14 protein-coding genes and 1 tRNA gene are annotated in these 18419 nt (G+C 47.0%); 5 read left to right on the forward strand and 10 right to left on the reverse strand.

The features are described 5' to 3' along the window. Positions 1–37: 37 nt before the first annotated feature. Complete coding sequence (locus NXS09_RS07670; RefSeq protein WP_259291964.1) at positions 38–1804, reverse strand: L-lactate permease; 1767 nt, start codon at positions 1802–1804, stop codon at positions 38–40. 763 nt (positions 1805–2567) lie between these two features. Between NXS09_RS07670 and NXS09_RS07675 the strand changes: the two genes are divergently transcribed. The 3 genes from NXS09_RS07675 (at position 2568) to NXS09_RS07685 (ending at position 6362) form a co-directional block, all read left to right on the forward strand. Then, on the forward strand, positions 2568–3362 hold the full coding sequence (locus NXS09_RS07675; RefSeq protein WP_259291965.1) for a FadR/GntR family transcriptional regulator: 795 nt from the start codon (positions 2568–2570) through the stop codon (positions 3360–3362). A gap of 182 nt (positions 3363–3544) precedes the next feature. After that, complete coding sequence (locus NXS09_RS07680; protein WP_259291966.1) at positions 3545–5380, forward strand: lytic transglycosylase domain-containing protein; 1836 nt, start codon at positions 3545–3547, stop codon at positions 5378–5380. Positions 5381–5579: 199 nt separating this feature from the next. Next, positions 5580–6362 carry an ADP-ribosylglycohydrolase family protein gene (locus tag NXS09_RS07685; protein ID WP_259291967.1) on the forward strand — a complete coding sequence of 261 codons (783 nt, stop codon included), beginning with the start codon at positions 5580–5582 and terminating at the stop codon, positions 6360–6362. An 82-nt stretch (positions 6363–6444) separates the two neighbouring features. Here NXS09_RS07685 and yacG read toward each other — a convergent pair whose 3' ends face one another. The 7 genes from yacG to NXS09_RS07720 all read right to left on the reverse strand — a co-directional run bounded on the left by yacG (position 6445) and on the right by NXS09_RS07720 (position 12211). Next, on the reverse strand, positions 6445–6633 hold the full coding sequence (gene yacG / locus NXS09_RS07690; RefSeq protein ID WP_259291968.1) for a DNA gyrase inhibitor YacG: 189 nt from the start codon (positions 6631–6633) through the stop codon (positions 6445–6447). Between the two features lie 3 nt (positions 6634–6636). Beyond that, the gene (zapD, locus tag NXS09_RS07695) at positions 6637–7404 is read right to left on the reverse strand and encodes a cell division protein ZapD (protein WP_259291969.1); all 768 of its coding nucleotides are present in this window, start codon (positions 7402–7404) and stop codon (positions 6637–6639) included. Then, positions 7401–8024, reverse strand: a complete 624-nt coding sequence (gene coaE / locus NXS09_RS07700; RefSeq protein WP_259291970.1) for a dephospho-CoA kinase — start codon at positions 8022–8024, stop codon at positions 7401–7403. The genes zapD and coaE overlap by 4 nt, the downstream gene beginning before the upstream one ends. A 1-nt stretch (position 8025) precedes the next feature. Further along, complete coding sequence (locus tag NXS09_RS07705) at positions 8026–8889, reverse strand: prepilin peptidase (protein WP_259291971.1); 864 nt, start codon at positions 8887–8889, stop codon at positions 8026–8028. 3 nt (positions 8890–8892) lie between these two features. Then, positions 8893–10140 carry a type II secretion system F family protein gene (locus tag NXS09_RS07710; RefSeq protein WP_259291972.1) on the reverse strand — a complete coding sequence of 416 codons (1248 nt, stop codon included), beginning with the start codon at positions 10138–10140 and terminating at the stop codon, positions 8893–8895. A gap of 43 nt (positions 10141–10183) precedes the next feature. Continuing rightward, positions 10184–11863, reverse strand: coding sequence for a type IV-A pilus assembly ATPase PilB (gene pilB, locus NXS09_RS07715; protein ID WP_259291973.1), 1680 nt, complete (start codon positions 11861–11863; stop codon positions 10184–10186). Between the two features lie 272 nt (positions 11864–12135). Continuing rightward, positions 12136–12211: transfer RNA gene (locus NXS09_RS07720), tRNA-Phe, on the reverse strand. Between the two features lie 295 nt (positions 12212–12506). Here NXS09_RS07720 and NXS09_RS07725 point away from each other — a divergent pair. Further along, positions 12507–12854, forward strand: a complete 348-nt coding sequence (locus tag NXS09_RS07725) for a helix-turn-helix domain-containing protein (protein ID WP_259291974.1) — start codon at positions 12507–12509, stop codon at positions 12852–12854. A gap of 26 nt (positions 12855–12880) precedes the next feature. After that, complete coding sequence (locus tag NXS09_RS07730; protein ID WP_259291986.1) at positions 12881–13654, forward strand: IS3 family transposase; 774 nt, start codon at positions 12881–12883, stop codon at positions 13652–13654. Positions 13655–13743: 89 nt separating this feature from the next. On the opposite strand, the gene putA is transcribed toward NXS09_RS07730, so the two are convergent. Together putA and NXS09_RS07740 are read right to left on the reverse strand one after the other, a co-directional pair. Then, positions 13744–17337, reverse strand: coding sequence for a bifunctional proline dehydrogenase/L-glutamate gamma-semialdehyde dehydrogenase PutA (gene putA, locus NXS09_RS07735; protein ID WP_259291975.1), 3594 nt, complete (start codon positions 17335–17337; stop codon positions 13744–13746). A 143-nt stretch (positions 17338–17480) separates the two neighbouring features. Then, entirely contained in the window at positions 17481–18185 is a 705-nt protein-coding gene (locus NXS09_RS07740) for a 5'-methylthioadenosine/adenosylhomocysteine nucleosidase (protein WP_259291976.1), read from the reverse strand. Positions 18186–18419: the final 234 nt, after the last annotated feature.

Below are 18419 nucleotides of genomic sequence, written 5' to 3' on the forward strand. Positions count from 1 at the left end.
ATTCGGGGATTGAGTAATGGCTACAACCTAAATCAAATTAAGCATGCTTGCCTTTAAACGCAGACATCAGGGCAAAGAATACCAACGGGAAGGCAACGGCCACAATCCACCAACCGATGGCACCGGTAATCAACGCTTGTGCCAAGAAACCGGCCTGAATCACATAGTAGGTCATCGGAATCAGCGTTTTACGGAGTACTTCACCCTCACGGTTCAATAAACCGACCACGGCGGCAGCCGCTACCACGTTATGTACGGAAATCATATTACCGGCCGCACCACCAATAGCCTGAGCAGCCACAACAATAGAAGATAAATCTGCATTCAATCCGATTTGTTGTGCAGTTGAGAACTGGAAGTAAGAGAACATCATATTACTAATGGTATTCGAACCGGCAATAAACGCACCCAAAGCACCAATCCACGGCGACACATTCGGCCAAAAGCTTTCAAAGGCTAAAGCAGCATTTTGTGCCAGAACCATAGGCATAGACGGCAAGGCGTTCAATGCTTCCATATCGGCAGATTGCGAGTTAATAAACACTTGAACCATCGGCACGGCGAAGAACAATGCCGGTGCGGCGGCAATCAATGTTTTACCGGCATCACCCCAACCGCGTTTGAAGTTTTTCATATCCATTTTGAAAATGAAAATACAGGCGATGGAAACCAAAATCAGAATCGTACCGGGCGAATAGCCGAATTGGATTTTGCTGGATATTTGCGTACCGAACAGATTCACCAATTTAATGGTAGTCATATCGCCAACCAAGAACGCTTTCAGCGGGGCGATAATACGGGTTAACACCAACAATACAATCACGATCACATAGGGTGAAAACGCGCGGACTACTGAGAAAGTCGGCTGATTTTCATCATTGCTGTTATCAGCTTGTAAGGTACCGGTCCACAGCGGATCCCATTTATTGCTTGCAGGGAAATCAAAAACCTCTTTCGGCATAAACAAACCGCGTCTGGCAGCAGGAACCACCAACAGCAGACCGATAAAGCCACCTACCAAAGAAGGGAATTCAGGGCCTAAGAAACGGGCAACCAAGAAATAAGGCACGGTGAATGCAATACCCGCAAACAAAGCGAATTTCCATGCTTTCAAACCTTCGGCAAACGAACGTTTTTCACCAAAGAATCGGGTCAACATACCGCTAAGAATCAACGGAATCAAGAAACCGATTAAAGCATGCAGCAAACCGACATTACCGGTAATCTGCAACAGATATTGTTCTACCGAAGCAGGGGCAATGGCATTGGCCACGAAAGCTTTATTGCTAATACCGGAATTCACGCCCAATAGTAACGGCGTACCTACCGCACCGAACGATACGGGCGTAGATTGAATCACCAATACCGACATCACCGCAGCCATCGCAGGGAAACCCAATGCCAAAAGCAATGGCGCCACAACCGCAGACGGCGTGCCGAAACCGGACGAACCTTCAATCAACGAACCGAACAACCATGCGGCAATAATCACTTGCACACGGCGGTCGGGTGAGATATCGGTAAAGCCCCGACGGATAGATTTCAAGGCACCACTTTCCTTCAAGGTATTCAGCATCAAAATCGCGCCGAATACAATATACAAAATGGTTAATGCAACAATTACACCATTAACCGTAGCCGCAGCCACGGTAGGTAATGCCGCATGCCAGGCGAACAAAGCCAGCAATGCCGTAACCACATAGGCGGCCAACATCGAAACTTTGGCGGGTAAACGCATGACGACCAACAGTATAAATACCGTCAGAATCGGCAACAGCGCCAAAAAAGTGTTAAGTAAACTCATTAAATCGCTCCTAAGTAAGATGAGTTATTTGGTTGGCCGACGAAAGGCGGAAAAGCTTCCTACCCGCTGTACCGTTATCCGGTGGCAGCCGTATTACGAAGAAAACGGATACCAACGGAATAACGTTGAAAATACAGGTAAAAGATAGCGTAACAGCCCTATCTCTGCCGTTTCTTATCAAATGCTCCGTTCTATTTTTTCGAAACAGTATGATGTTTTCAGACGGCCTCTAAATCCGGCCGAAGCCATCTGAAAAATGCGGTTAGTGCCTTTGCTGTCTTTACCGCAACCAATTGGTACAGTGTTTTTGCAGCAGGCTTAAATGGAATGTAGTTTGTGACCGACCCCAATTATTTTGTAATGCACGGTATTTTGTTATAGCCCGACCAAACATATTGCCGTCGAAAATACCGTTCAACACACACCACACGACACAAACAAAGAGGTGATCGGTAAAGTAATGGTTGTGTTTCTTGTATTTTTATACTATTTTCCGGTTAATTGGTCAGACCAATTTTGTTAAGATACTTTACTTTACGTAATGACGTGTAGACGGTCAAGTATTGTTAATAAAATAAATCGGCTGTATAGCACATTAATTTTCATTCGAGCGAAAAAAATATTACGGTAGAATGGCTTGGCATCTATTTTCACCACTTTGCCAAGAAAAAATTTAATAATAAATAAATATTTCAAAAAAATTGTGCTGTTATCAAATATTTCCGTTATTTTTACGGGCTATACAACAGGATATAATTAAAGTATGAATATCAACCAACCCGCTACCACCAATATCAGAGTGCCCGGAATCGGCATGCAAATCGCTTCTATTTTGGAAGAAAGAATTTTACAAAATGTGTATCCGATTGGCAGCAAATTACCGCCCGAACGGATGTTGGCAGCAGAATTTGATGTTTCCCGCCAATCGGTTCGTTCCGCATTGCGCATTTTGGCCGTACGCGGCATGCTGCATACGCGCCAAGGTGACGGACACTATGTTTCCGGCAGTGTTGAAAAAAATTTTCACTATGGTTGGGAAGACTTGATTGACGAACATCAAGGTATGGAAAACGAAGTGCTGGATTTCCGTCGCGGCATCGAAGGTATGTTAGCCGCCCTAGCCGCCCAAAGACGCACCGAAGCAGACTTGGAACGGATGAAAATGTGGTTGGATAAATTAAAAGAAGCCTATGCCCATAACGATCTCGACCAACAATCGGCAGCAGATGTGGCCTTTCACCAAACCGTTGCCGAAGCGGCACACAATATTTTGTTTACCCGCCTTTCAGACGGCCTGTTACGTTTACTGACCAGCCAAACCAAACGCAATCTGGGCAATATGTTCGGTGTATCCGACATCCATATGCAGCTTACTACGCAGCATGAAGCGATTTTTGCCGCCATCCGCCAACAAAATGCCGAAGCAGCCATGCAGGCGGCTTATAAACACTTGGATTATGTGCAAAGCAGCCTGTTACTCCAACGCGAACAACAAGACCGAGAAGCGGTTTCACATGCACTGGCTGCCGGCGATAGAAATAAACCCGGCTTTAAATAACCTTGCATACTCATATCATCATGGCCGTCTGAAACAAACTTTCAGGCGGCCTAGCCCCCGATACACTATGAAAAACAATGATTAGGCCATATGGAAATGTAAAGATTTCGTTTTCATCCCCCATTTCCACGCTAATCGTTTAGAATCAAATCTTTTCAAGAATAAAATTGAAGGCTGTCATTATGACGTTGCAACGCACGCTCAACTATACCCTTTCCGCCCTAACCATCGCAGTTTTAGCCGCCTGTTCTTCACAACAAGAACAGCCCGTAGAACCGATTAAACGCAGCGACGGCGCACACCTTTCCACCCAAGTGGCCGAAACACCTGCCAAAGTTTTATCCGATTACAATTTTTATCAAAGCGCACTGGCCGCAGCCAAACAAAACGACGATATGCTGCCGGCACAATTCCTCGGTCAAACCGCCGACAGCGCTATGGTGGAAAACGTTCGTAACGAATGGCTGAAAAGCTTAGGTAGACGGGGACAGTGGCAGCAATTCAACCAACAATACGCCAAACTCGATAAAGACGGCCGCGCACAAGAAGTACAATGCTATGCCGAAGCAGGTGGCAACGGCAGCGGATTAGCACAAAAATTGGTGAGAGAAATCGGACGTTTGCCGCAAGGTTGTACCCGGCTTATCGAAAATGCCGCCGCATCCGGCCGTCTGAATAGCCAAGACGCATGGCGCCGCGTACGCGGATTAATCAGCAACAACCAAATCACCGATGCCCGCAACTTGGCCGCTGCACTTGGCAGCCCCTTTAACGGCGGCGGACAAGGCGCACAGGAATATAGCCTGATCAATGTGATCGGCAATAAATCTAAAAAACAAACCAGCTCTGCAGGCCGATTAGAAAGCATGGCAGGCGACCTGACACGCGAACAAATCGGCTTCGCATGGGGCGTATTAGGGCATGCGCAAGCGCTGCAACAAAATATGTCGACCGCTTTCCAATATTACAGCCGTGCCGACCGCAGTCAGCTGAGCGATGAGCAGTTCGAGTGGTATGCACGCTCTGCTTTGCGTTTGCAACGCTGGAATGATTTGGCCGATATTATCGAAAGCATGCCCGCCGACTTAAAAAACAGCCCCACTTGGCAATATTGGCTGGCTCGCAGCTATACCGCACAAGGCAACCGTTCCAAAGCACGCGGCCTGTATGAAAAAGCCGCCGCTTCCGGCCGTAATTTTTATGCCTTACTTTCTACCGAAGAATTAGGCAAACGGGTCAGCACCCGCAACAATGTCGGTAATGCTTCTAAAAACGAAGTTGCCCGCCTTGCCCAAAACGGCATGATTTCCCGTGCGTTATCTTTATTTAAAGCCAGCCAAAACAGCGGTGATTGGCAAATGCGCCGCCAGGCACAAGCCGAATGGCGTTATGCCACCCGCGGCGCAAATGAAGATTTATTACTAACCGCCGCCCAACTGGCTTTCGACAATCAATTCTATGAAATGGCCGTTAACAGTGCAGAGCGTACCGACAATAAACTGAACTACAATCTGCGCTATATTTCGCCCTTCAAAGACCTGACTGTCCGTCATGCCAACCAAGTCGGCATCGATCCCGCATGGGTATACGGCTTAATCCGCCAAGAAAGCCGCTTTATGCTCGGTGCGAAATCCAGCGCCGGCGCCCAAGGTCTAATGCAGGTAATGCCGGCTACTGCCCGCGATATCGCACGCAAAATCGGCATGAGCAGCAGTGAGTTATATACGATGGACGGCAATATCCGTATGGGAACATGGTATATGGCCGACGCCAAAAGACGCTTGCAAAATAATGAAGTAATGGCAACGGCAGGCTATAACGCAGGCCCCGGCCGTGCACGCAATTGGCAGGCTTCCGTACCACTTGAAGGCGCAATTTATGCCGAAACCATTCCCTTTGACGAAACCCGCGATTATGTGAAAAAAGTGATGACCAATGCCACTTATTACGCTAGCCTGTTTAACGAACCGCAAACCTCGTTAAAACAACGTATGGGTACCGTACCGGGAAGAAATTAAACCGATTATTTATTCATATATTAGGCCGTCTGAAACTTTTCAGACGGCCTTTTCAATACATTCAAATAAAATATTGTGATGCCGCTAATATTCCACATACTCGAAATATCGTTTGTTTCTATCGCCACAGTGTTACAATAATCCAAATATTCCCCTGATTTCATTATACTATTGTATCCACCGGCAAAAGGATATCGATATGTTAGGCGCTGCAATTGGTGATATTGTCGGTTCCCGTTTTGAAACCGCCAATCATAAAAGCACAGACTTCACACTATTTACCCCCGAAAGCAACTTCACCGACGATACCGTCTGTACCGTTGCGGTTGCCGAGTGGGTGCTATCGGGTTGTCATGCCAATCTTACCGAAATCATGCAAAAATGGTGCCGCCGTTATCCGAATCCTGCCGGAAAATACGGGGAAGCGTTTAACCGCTGGATATGGCAGGAACATCCGCAACCTTATAATAGTTGGGGCAACGGTTCCGCTATGCGGGTATCGGCTGTCGGCTGGATGTTTGACACACTGGAAGCGACACTTGCCTATGCACGGGCTTCGGCGGAAATCACCCATAACCACCCCGAAGGTATTAAGGGTGCACAAGCTGTAGCGGCAGCCATTTTTTGGGCTCGGTCAGGCTATGATAAAGAATGTATCCGGGAAAAAATTATGCGCTCTTTCGGTTATGCTTTAAATTTTACTTGCGATGAAATCCGGCCTTCTTATACCTTTACCACACGTTGCGCCGAATCAGTACCCCAAGCACTAACGGCATTTTTAGAAAGTAGTGGTTTCGAACATGCCATCCGCTTGGCTGTTTCTTTAGGCGGCGACAGCGATACCCTTGCCGCCATTGCCGGTAGCATTGCCGAAGCCTTTTATTACCCTATTCCCAAACCCATCCGGCAACAGGCATTAGCCATACTCCCGACAGATATGGCTGATATTTTATGCCGAATAAACACGGAAATTTTGTTATAAACAAACCATAAAAATAGCCGTCTGCAGATTTCAGACGGCCTATTATCAAAATAGTCGTTAACGGCATATGCCACTCAATCTTTTATTGTTGATACGGCGATAAATCCTGCAAATCTTCTTGTGCCTCTATCGCAAATTTTTCATCCACCCATGCGCCCAAATCAATCAATTTACACCGCTCGCTACAAAACGGCCGAAACGGGTTATCCGGATGCCATTCTGTCTGTTTACGGCAAGTCGGGCAGGTAACTTTCATTTTTTGACGGTCCATTTTCTATTCTAAAATCGGATCAAAACTACACATAATGAGTTGGAACGGCACATCATGCGTTAGCTGTTTACCACGCGCATGTTCCTGAGAAGCTTCCAAAAAACGAATGTGGGTAATGTATTTATTAGCAGAAACTTCCGGCAATGCCTTATATTCGATGCCCACCTCAATTGTTAGCATGTGGATATTCTGAGCCAAGCTGTTTCTTTGATAATTACCCGTTTGTGCCACGCAATCCACTGCACGGGTATTGGCTCTCAAAATATCCAATAATACACGAATCGCCTCACGAGTCGGCAATAAGGTGGCAATCCACCGCTGTAAATCCTGTAATCGATGTTCACATGGCAACTGCTGCCAGAAATAATAGGAAGACAGATCAAACGGGCTGGTTCCGCCCGGCACCATCATTCGCTGCTTAATCGCCATCAGCCAATCGTTTTCGCGCAAATGCTGTCCGAATTTCTGCTGTACCCCCTGCAAATTTTCGGCCACTTCCTGTAACCGCTCTTTTGTAATGACCGGCGATTCACTTTGAAAACGGCTATCGGATAAAAGCTGTTTCTGCCGCTCCAATTCTTGCAAAATATCCAGCTTTAACTCCGCCCGCCCGGCACATTCCATAATTTCAAACAGGGAAAATAAAGCCAGATGGTGCGGCCACGGACTGTTATCCCTCCGCTCGCTTTCGGAATGGAAACGGTTAAACAGATGCTCTATACGCAAAAAACTGCGTACCCGCTCGGAAAGCGGATGCTCGAAACGAATCATGGATTTACTCTGGATAAATATAAAAACCGCGCCTGATAATAACGGTGCAACCTACCGACTTTGTCTACCAACGCTTGAACCGTACCGTTATTCGGCAATACATCATCGGCAACCAATAATCTTTCTTTACGCGATGCCTGTGATGCCATAATACGCCTTATTTCGGTATCTTCAAGACTACTGCGGCGACGCACCCGATCGATTTGGTTTTGCTCCGACGTATCAACAACCGCAACACGGCTGATCAAAGCCATAAATTCAGGCCGTTCAATCAATAACGGTATATCTATCACACCATAAACCGCCTGTGCATACTTTTGCTGTTGTGTTTTTATTTCCGACAAAATCAGAGGAAACATTAAGGCTTCCAACTGCTGTTTGGCTTCAGGCCGTCTGAAAACCAAATCACGCAATTGTGCACGGTTCAGGCGGCCTTCTTGATCAAAAACACCAGCGCCGAACTGTTTTCGGATTTCTGGCAAGGCCTTGCCGTTATCAGCGGTTAAACCACGGCTAATCACATCGGCATCAATAACAGGTACGCCGGCATCGGCAAAAGCCGCCGCAACTTGTGATTTACCGCTGCCTATTCCACCGGTTAACCCTACCCAATATGCCATATTAAAATCCCGAACTGTTCAACCACCACCGAACCAAAGCCGTTACTTCGTTATTAGCAACAAAAACAATCCACCCGGTAATCGCCAAGCTGGGACCGAATGCAAACTGCTGACCTTTAGCCACCTTCATAATCACAGCCATGATTATACCGATAAATGCCGACATAAAAACCAATACCGGCAAAATACCGATGCCGAGCCAGGCACCCAAAGCAGCCAGTAATTTAAAATCACCGCCACCCATACCAATTTTGCCGGTCAAAAGTTTATAGACATAACACAACAGCCATAAAGCCATATAGCCCCAAAACGCACCCAGCACCGCCGAATAAAGTGGTACGAAAGCACCATTTAAGTTAAACAGCAATCCAATCCATATCAACGGCAAAGTTAATTGATCGGGCAAATATTGCGTATCGGCATCAATAAAAGTTAACGCCACCAGCATGGCAGTGAAAAGCAACCCGCCTAATGTCAGCATGCTCCAACCATAACGCCAAGCAACAATGCCGAATAGCAATGCCGTCAATAACTCTATGGCCGGATAACGTTTGCTAATCGGTGTTTTGCATGTTCCACACCGACCGCGCAGCAGCAAATAACTGATAACAGGAATATTCTGCCAAGGCTTTACCGGGCTTTCACATTTCGGGCAACGGGAATCGGGTTTGATTAAATTAAACGGCCGTAGTTCTTCTTCTGTTGCTTGCATACCGAGATGTTCTTTGGCAAATACAGTCCAACTGCGTTCCATCATCACTGGCACACGGTAAATCACCACATTTAAAAAACTGCCGACCAATAAACCGAATAATATAGAAAGTGGCACCGCAAACGGTGCCAGCTCATTAAAAGCTTGTAGCATATATCAACCCACCACATTACCCAAGTTAAACAGCGGCAGATACATGGCAACCAAAATCACCCCGATAATCGAACCGAGCACCACCATAATAATCGGCTCCATCAATGAAGATAACTGTGCAACCGCATTATCTACTTCATCTTCATAAAATTCGGCAGATTTGTTCAACATATCATCCAGAGAGCCGGATTCCTCCCCGATAGATGCCATTTGAAGCACCATATTGGGGAACATTTCCGTACCCTGCATACTGGAAGTAAGCGATAAGCCTTGTGTCACTTTTGCACGGATATCCTGAGTGGCTTCTTCATAAAGAATATTACCCGCCGCACCGGATACCGAATCCAACACCTCAACCAAAGGCACACCGGCGGCAAACAGAGTAGATGTTGTTCTCGCCCAACGCGCAATAGTGGCTTTTTTTACAATCGGCCCGAAAATAGGTAATTTTAACAATACGGCATCGACACGTTTTTGTAATGCCGGTGATTTTTTATACCATTGGAACGCTGCGTAACACAATGCAACCGTACCCACAACAATCACCCAAGCATATTCAACAAAAAAATCCGATATGCTCATGACAATTTGTGTCAATCCCGGTAGTTCAGCGCCCATGCTGCTGTATACCTGACCAAAGGCCGGCAATACAAATACCATCATAATAAATACCAACACAATGGCAACCACAATAATGGCAATCGGATAGGTCAGCGCACTTTTAACTTTCTTCTTAATGGCTTGGGTTTTTTCTTTGTAAACAGCCAATTTATCCAATAAGGTTTCCAGTACACCGCCTGCTTCACCGGCAGCAATCAGATTGCAATAAAAGCGGTCGAAATATTTAGGGTGTTTACCAAAAGCCTTACCCAATGCACTACCCTGCTCCACATCAGCCCGAATTTCCATCAGCATTTGAGTCATAGATGGATTCGAATGCCCTTTGGCCACGATTTCAAATGCCTGCATTAATGGCAAACCGGCTTTCATCATGGTTGCCAATTGGCGGGTAAATACAGTGATATCTTGTTGTGTAATCCGTTTTTTGCGTACCGCTTTGACTTTGCTGACACGCAGCGGTTTGATTCCCCGACGTTGGATCTTCTTGCGTGCTTCTTCTTCGTTTTTGGCTACCACTTCACCGCGTACCATTTGCTCGGTTTCGATATTGCGGCCTTCAAAAGAAAAGCGGACACCCTTATCTTTTTTTATAGATTTGGCAGAACGCCCGCCTGTTGTGATCTTACTCATGTTTACCCCTTAAAAAATATGGTTTGATACAAATTCGTTTTGATTAATCGTTAGTATGTGCCAGAACTTCTTCCAAAGAAGTAATCCCCTGCATCACCTTCAGCAAACCGGCACGGCGCAAATCGACCATGCCTTCTTTATAGGCCATATTCATAATATCTACTTCAGTGCCGTTTTCCATAATGACGCGCTGCATTTCCTCGCTTATCGGCATCACTTCATAAATACCGGCACGGCCTTTATAACCCTTGCCACGGCAACTATCGCAACCGACGGCACGGTACATGGTCCAATCTTTGGCCAAATCTTCATCGGTAAAACCGGCTTTTTTCAACGCATATTCCGGCGGACGCTCCATCGGTGCTTTACAAGTCGGACACAACCTTCGCAATAGCCGTTGCGCCATAATCAGACTGACCGAGCTGGCAATATTAAACGGCGCCACGCCCATATTCAACATACGCGACAAAGTTGCCGGTGCGTTATTGGTATGCAGGGTCGAGAACACCATATGACCGGTTTGTGCCGCTTTAATGGCGATATCGGCAGTTTCCAAATCACGAATCTCACCCACCATGATGATATCGGGATCCTGACGGAGAAAGGATTTCAAAGCGGCGGCAAAGGTCAAGCCCTGCTTATCGTTTACGTTCACCTGATTGATACCGGGCAAATTAATCTCGGCCGGATCTTCCGCAGTGGAAATATTCACACTTTCGGTATTCAGAATATTCAAACAGGTATAAAGCGATACCGTTTTACCCGAACCCGTCGGGCCGGTTACCAATACCATGCCGTAAGGGCGGTGAATCGCTTCCAGCAGCATTTCTTTTTGGAACGGCTCGAATCCGAGTTGGTCGATATTCAACGAACCGGCATCGGAATTCAAAATACGCATCACCACTTTTTCACCGAACAAAGTCGGCAAGGTACTGACACGGAAATCAATCGGCCGGCCGTGTTTATGGAATGCAATTTGGATACGGCCGTCTTGCGGTACCCGTTTTTCGGAAATATCCAAACGCGCCATTACTTTAATCCGCGACGCCAGCTGTCCGCGCACGGCTACGGGCGGTTGAACAACCTCGCGTAATTGTCCGTCAACACGGAAGCGTACGCGTGCCATTTGCTCATAGAATTCAAAGTGGATATCGGAAGCGCCCGCATTGAGTGCGTCTGATAAGGTTTTATGGATAAAACGCGGAATCGGGCCGTCTTCCGCCTCTTCATTATCGATAAACAAAGCTTGGGCGGCTGCCGCAGCCTCATGCTCTTTGCTCATTTCATTCAAAATGGAGGTGGAACGCTGCCCCAACCATTCGAGTAAAGTATTCAACTGGTCTTCACGAACAATCACCAGTTCAATAGAAACACCAGAAGAAAAGCCAATCTTTTGAAAGTTTTGAATTTGAGTAGGATCAGAAACAGCGAAATAAACTTTTTGCCCCCGCTGGAAAATAGGTACACAGCGGCTTTGTAACATTTGTTCTTCAGTAAGCACATCCGGTACGATATTAGTACGTGGATAATGGCTCAAATCCAAAAGAGGATAACTGAATACCTTGGCCAGCAATTCGCCCAAGGCTTTTGGGGTGATCACATTTTCTTCAAACAGCAAAGGAAGAATCGATTTATTAGACTTTAATACATTTTGATAATGCTCGACCTGACTACTGTCGATTAACTTACTTTGCACCAACACTCTTAATATGCCGACACTCATTTTTTAACTCCTGCGTGACAATCCGAACTATGCGGTTGTTGAGTCATTTATTATCAAATTTGCCTCTGAAACGGTATCAACCGTTTAATCAGCAATAATCCCGTAATGTTATATTTTGATAAACAAAAGATAATACTTTTGTAAAAACCATGTCATTATAAGCGAACAGGCCGGGCAAACCTACCCCGGCCTATATGTAAATATAATGTTTAGATATTTTATTCGACTGAAAAACAACAGATAAAAAAAATAACCGCTGTTTAGCGGTTAATTGGTGGCCAGAGGCGGGATCGAACCGCCGACACACGGATTTTCAATCCGTTGCTCTACCGACTGAGCTATCTGGCCTTACTCAAAGAGAGTCGTATTAAATCAGAATCGGCCTACCCATGCAAGCTTTTTTATCAGAAAAACCTATTTTCATTTGCTAACAGACTATTTTTTCAGGCAATAAACATTATGCGGTTTTACCGATGCTTCACCTTGCAATAGAGTTGCTTTGTAATAGAAAACATTTAAATCTAAATATTCAATTCTCTGACTATCGCTTCGATTCGGATAAAAACCGATAGGCCGTCTGAAATGTTTGAACTGCACCCCAAAAGTTGGACACCCCTCCAACCCATTAAGGTGCAGTTTTCTTATGAGCAAATATACATTAGACTTTAAATACCAAGCCGTACAATATTATCAGCGCGTACGCAGCCAACAGCGTACCGCCGATCACTTTAATATTTCCCGTACCCATTTACGCCGTTGGATAGCCGCATACAACCAAGGCGGCATCCGCGCACTGGAGCATCCGCAGGCCATTATGACCATCAAACGTAAAAACCCCTTTATCGTCGATAAACCCGACCACGAAAAAACACAGGCGGAACTGATCGAAGAGTTACGCTATATGCGGGCGGAGAACGACTATCTAAAGGAATTAAAAGCCCTCAGGCAGAAAGAAGCGGCCGCCAAAAAAGCGAAGCCGTCCAAGCACTGAGGGCCAAATATCCGCTTAAATACCTGCTGCACAGTGCTGCACTGCCCAAAAGCAGCTTTTATTACCACCACGGCCGACCCGACCCGGACGAACAGGACAAAGCTACCGTTGCCGAAGTTTATGCCCGCCATCAAGGGCGTTACGGATACAGGCGGATTGCCGCCACTTTGTCATGGAATAAGAAAAAGGTTGCCCGTTTGATGAAACTGTTGCAATTGAAAGCTAAAGTGCGTCCGAAAAAAGCCTACCGTCACCCGGCAATGGGCGAACCGTCGGATAATATTCTGAACCGCCGCTTTGAGGCGCAAAAACCCAATGAGAAATGGCTGACTGATGCCACCGAATTCAAGTGTAGCAACGGTAAACTGTATCTGTCACCGATATTGGATGTATTTAACCGGGAAATCGTCGCTTACTCAATGAGCCGCCGCCCGAACAGCGAGATGGTGGAAAGAATGCTGAATGATGCGGTTTGTAAGCTGACAAAGACAGATAAAGTGCTGCTGCATTCCGATCAAGGTGTGTTGTACCGTACGGAAGCCTACCGCCGTACGTTGGCGGAACACGGTATAGTGAAGAGTATGTCGCGTAAAGGCAATTGTTGGGATAATGCACCGATGGAAAGCTTCTTTGCGATACTGAAGACGGAATGCTTTTATCAGGAAGGCAGACTTTCGACAACAGAGCTGATGCAGACAATAGACGACTATATCCGGTACTACAATCATGACAGATGTAGTTTGAAATTGAAAAAGCTGAGTCCCGTGGCATACAGAACCCAGCTCGAAAAGGCAGCCTGAAAAGGCTTTTATGTTTGTCCAAGATTTGGGGGTCAGATCACTTTTCAGACGGCCTATTGCTTATACATGAACAACACGATAACAATTAATTAACTATCGGCCATCGCCATCAGGCTGGCATTACCGCCTGCCGCCGTAGTATTGACGCTAACGCTAATCTCTTCAAAAATTTGTAAAATATCCAAATGATCAGCCGCATGGATGATTTTAATAATCGCACCATCTTGCAGCGCAGCCTGTTGCTTCAGTTCGACTCCGGGCTGTTCCAATGCAATCCAATAAGCAGTGCTTTCAGGTATTTTACGGTTGCTGACTTCAATCAGGCCGTCTGAATGTTCCTGCCAAATGGCCAACGGATGTTCCGGCACCACGATAACAGACGAGCCTGCAGCGGCAATTTGGATAAGAGCGGCAAAAGCCTGCTCTAAGCGACCGCCATACAAGCGTACTTTTTCCGGTGCACGCCAAACGACGGTATTACGCTCGCCGGTCGGGCCGGGCAATAAAGCTTCGGCACCGCGCAAAGTGTGTATGCGCGCCTGCCCTATCACACCGCCCAAGCGCACTTGTGCATCATGATCAAACCCCATTTGCCGCATCAGTTTGTCTAAAACGGCCAACTTGCTCTCATCGGCCTGCCCCTGTTTGCTTAATTCAGGTATCCGCCATGCGCCCCGACTGAGTTTTTGAAGATACAACGCCCCGCCGGCCTTAGGCCCCGTACCCGACAAGCCATGCCCGCCGAAAGGTTGTACACCGACAACGGCACCGACAATATTACGGTTTACATAAATATTACCCGCTTCGATACGGCTGGAAATATGGCGGATGGTATCGTCGATACGGCTATGAATACCGTGTGTCAGCGCATAGCCTTTACTGTTGATTTGTCGAATCAATCCGTCTAGCTCATGTGCCCGATAGCGGACAACATGCAATACAGGGCCGAACACTTCGCGTTGTAATTCATTGAGATCATTCAGCTCGAATAAAACAGGGGCAACAAAAGTGCCTTTCTTACCGGTTGCAGACGGCCTGATTTCATGATAAGACTTGGCAATCCCTTTCATTTTATTAATGTGTGCCAATAGGTTTTGTTGGGCTTCTTCGTCAATTACCGGGCCGACATCGGTCGCCAATTTAATTGGATCACCAACCACCAATTCATTCATCGCCCCTTTAATCATATCAATCATATGATCGGCCACTTCTTCCTGTACGCACAAAATACGCAAAGCGGAACACCGTTGTCCGGCACTATCAAAAGCCGAATTCAATACATCGACACACACCTGTTCGGCTAGGGCGGTGCTATCGACAATCATGGCGTTCATCCCACCTGTTTCGGCAATCAAAACGGGAGAATCGGTACGTTTGCTTAGAGTCTGATTAATCAGTTTGGCCACTTCGGTAGAACCGGTAAACACCACGCCATTGATGCGCGTATCTTGCGTTAAAGCGGCACCTGCCTCCCCTGCACCCAATACCAACTGCAAAACATTTTCCGGCACACCGGCCTCATGCAATAGGCGTACCGCATAATGGGCGATTAAACTGGTCTGTTCGGCAGGCTTGGCAATCACGGTATTGCCGACTGCCAACGCAGCCGTGATTTCACCCACAAAAATGGCCAACGGAAAATTCCACGGGCTAATCGCCACTACAGTGCCGACCGGTGCTCTAGCGGCGCATGTGGTTTCCGCTTCATCGGCATAATAACGGCAAAAATCCACCGCTTCGCGCACTTCGGCAATAGCGTTATTCAAGGTTTTGCCGGCTTCGCGCACGGCCAACATCATCAACTGCGGCATATGTTCTTCCAACAAATCCGCGAAACGGCGCAAACATTCCGCCCTTTCAGACGGCTGCTTAGCCGCCCATGCCTGTTCGGCCTGCTTGGCTGCCGCAACCACATCGGCAATAGAGGCCGTCTGAATAAAAGCTACCGTCCCGACTACATCATTATGATTGGCCGGACTCAAAACCGGATGCGGCTCATCGCTTTGAATCGTGGCAGCAGTGATTGAGGCCGTCTGAAAGTTTTGCTGAGCGGCGGCGTTCATTTCTTCTTCGAGCTTTTGCAATACCGACTCATTACTCAAATCCAAGCCGTATGAATTCAGACGGCCCGAACCATACAGATGGCGCGGCAGTGGTAAAGCCGCATGCATTTTGCCTTGAGTTTGTGCGGCTGCATCTAGCGGGCATTTGATTAAATCGTCAATACTGACTTTTTCATCCACAATCTGGTTCACAAACGACGAGTTTGCTCCGTTTTCCAATAAACGGCGCACCAAATAAGCCAACAGCGTTTCATGCGTGCCTACCGGTGCATAAATGCGTACACGGCGGCCTAAGTTTTTCGCGCCGACCACTTGGTCGTATAAGGTTTCGCCCATGCCGTGCAAACACTGGAACTCATAATCCTTGCCCTCACCCATTTGGTAAACGGCCGATAAGGTATAGGCGTTATGAGTCGCAAATTGTGGGAAAACCGCATCTTGTGCGGCCAACAGTTTGCGTGCGCAAGCCAGATAGGAAACATCGGTATGCACTTTGCGGGTATAAACGGGATAGCCATCCAAACCGTCTACCTGCGCCCATTTGATTTCACTGTCCCAATACGCCCCTTTAACCAACCGTATCATCAACTTCCGGCCGTTTCGCCGCGCCAAATCAATTAAATAATCAATTACAAACGGGCAGCGTTTCTGATACGCCTGCACCACAAAACCAATGCCGTTAAAACCTGCCAATTCCGGGTCGGATACCAAAGCTTCCATCAAATCCAGCGACAAATCCAAGCGGTTGGCTTCTTCGGCGTCGATATTCAAGCCGATATCGTATTGTTTTGCAAATAAAAATAATGCCTTCAAACGCGGCAATAATTCATCCATCACGCGGCCGCGTTGGGCGCGTGCATAACGCGGATGAATGGCCGACAGTTTCACCGAAATACCGTTACCTTCATAAACGCCCGCACCGCCCGAATCTTGACCGATGGCATGAATCGCCCGCACATAATCCTGATAATAACGGTCGGCATCCGCCTGCGTCATCGCTGCCTCACCCAACATATCGAAAGAAAAACGATAACCCGCTTTTTCGCGCTCTTTGCCGTTTTGCAAGGCCTCTTCAATGGTTTGTCCGGTAACAAACTGCTTGCCCAACAACCGCATTGCATAATCCACGCCTTTGCGAATCACCGGTTCGCCGCCTTTGCCGATAATACGGGTCAACGCCATACCCAAATTCTGTTCATTCGTGGCAGACGTTAATTTACCGGTAACCAACAAACCCCACGCTGCCGCATTCACAAACAACGACGGGCTGTTATTTAAATGGCTCTTCCAATTACCACCGGATAATTTATCCCGAATCAGTTTATTGCGCGTGGCATTATCAGGGATGCGCAATAAAGCTTCGGCCAAACACATTAATGCCACACCCTCTTCACTCGACAAGGCAAACTCATGCATTAAAGCATCTACACCACTGGCCTTAGTGCGCCCTGCACGCACCTGCGCCACCAAGCGCCGCGCCAACACGGCCGCCGCCTCTTTTTCAGATGCACTCATTGCCGCGCGCGCTAATAAGTCGGCAACGGCTTCTTCTTCATCGCGGCGGTAGGCTGCCGTAACGGCACGGCGTAATTCAGATTGGGAATGGGCAAAATGAAACATGGAACTTCTCCGAAACAAAATGATTTTTTAGTGGCAATATTTCACCAATAGCAAACTTAACTACATACGCATACAGTCATCATCAAGAATCAGACTATTTCAATAAAGGCCGTCTGAAATCTTGCTTTCAGACGGCCTCAAACTTATAAAATCGCCATCACCATACGGGCGGAATTAACCGAAGCGGTTTGCAAGAATGTTTCAAAGCTGGTTTCCGCTTCTTCATCCGCCGCATCGGATATGGCACGAACCACCACAAACGGCACTTTCAACTGAAAACACGTTTGCGCAATCGCGGCAGCTTCCATTTCCAACGCCAGCACACCATCGAAATTCGACCGTATAGTAGCGACTTTGTCACGACTATGAACAAACTGATCGCCACTTACAATCAAGCCGCGATAAACGGCTGCGCCATCAAAAGCCGCTGCCGCTTTTTCCGCACGAACCACTAAGTCGGCATCACTTTCAAATACGGCAGGAAGCTGCGGAACCTGTCCCACCTTATAACCGAATGCCGTCACATCGACATCATGATGGGCAACGTGTATACCAATCACCACATCACCGGTTTTCACTCCCTGCCCAACACCGCCGGCGCTGCCCGTATTAATCACACAATCCGGCGCAAAACGGCTCACTACCAAAGCGGTTACCGCCGCCGCATTGGCCTTCCCGATACCGCTCAAAGCCAACACTACCTGTTTACCGTTTAACATACCGCGATGTACGGTAAATTGACCAAAGGTCTCCGTCTGCACATTTTCCATACTGTTTTTCAACAGCTCGATTTCAGGCTCCATTGCGCCGATGACAGCTACGGTTTGATAAGATTGTTGCTCCGGCATCACATTTTCCCATTTAATATAAATGTGCTTATTATACGGGTCACACGACAGATAAACTACTACTGCACACCCTACTTAGGCACTTTCCAACCTATGCACTATCAAACACTTGGATAAAATGGCACAACGCTACTATCTGCCAAACAAAGTAATGCCATTACACCGACATATCCGTTATCATATTCCAATACCAAACTTAAATTTTGGTATAATTACCCGTTTAATAAAATCCGT

Origin of the sequence: Neisseria montereyensis (genome assembly GCF_024834045.1) — a bacterium.
Lineage (GTDB): Bacteria > Pseudomonadota > Gammaproteobacteria > Burkholderiales > Neisseriaceae > Neisseria > Neisseria montereyensis.

Excerpts from the sequence above, each read along its gene's own strand:
- NXS09_RS07670 (WP_259291964.1), bottom strand. The coding sequence starts at position 1,804 with ATGAGTTTACTTAACACTTTTTTGGCGCTGTTGCCGATTCTGACGGTA.
- NXS09_RS07675 (WP_259291965.1), top strand. The coding sequence starts at position 2,568 with ATGAATATCAACCAACCCGCTACCACCAATATCAGAGTGCCCGGAATC.
- NXS09_RS07680 (WP_259291966.1), top strand. The coding sequence starts at position 3,545 with ATGACGTTGCAACGCACGCTCAACTATACCCTTTCCGCCCTAACCATC.
- NXS09_RS07685 (WP_259291967.1), top strand. The coding sequence starts at position 5,580 with ATGTTAGGCGCTGCAATTGGTGATATTGTCGGTTCCCGTTTTGAAACC.
- yacG (WP_259291968.1), bottom strand. The coding sequence starts at position 6,633 with ATGGACCGTCAAAAAATGAAAGTTACCTGCCCGACTTGCCGTAAACAG.
- zapD (WP_259291969.1), bottom strand. The coding sequence starts at position 7,404 with ATGATTCGTTTCGAGCATCCGCTTTCCGAGCGGGTACGCAGTTTTTTG.
- coaE (WP_259291970.1), bottom strand. The coding sequence starts at position 8,024 with ATGGCATATTGGGTAGGGTTAACCGGTGGAATAGGCAGCGGTAAATCA.
- NXS09_RS07705 (WP_259291971.1), bottom strand. The coding sequence starts at position 8,889 with ATGCTACAAGCTTTTAATGAGCTGGCACCGTTTGCGGTGCCACTTTCT.
- NXS09_RS07710 (WP_259291972.1), bottom strand. The coding sequence starts at position 10,140 with ATGAGTAAGATCACAACAGGCGGGCGTTCTGCCAAATCTATAAAAAAA.
- pilB (WP_259291973.1), bottom strand. The coding sequence starts at position 11,863 with ATGAGTGTCGGCATATTAAGAGTGTTGGTGCAAAGTAAGTTAATCGAC.
- NXS09_RS07725 (WP_259291974.1), top strand. The coding sequence starts at position 12,507 with ATGAGCAAATATACATTAGACTTTAAATACCAAGCCGTACAATATTAT.
- putA (WP_259291975.1), bottom strand. The coding sequence starts at position 17,337 with ATGTTTCATTTTGCCCATTCCCAATCTGAATTACGCCGTGCCGTTACG.
- NXS09_RS07740 (WP_259291976.1), bottom strand. The coding sequence starts at position 18,185 with ATGCCGGAGCAACAATCTTATCAAACCGTAGCTGTCATCGGCGCAATG.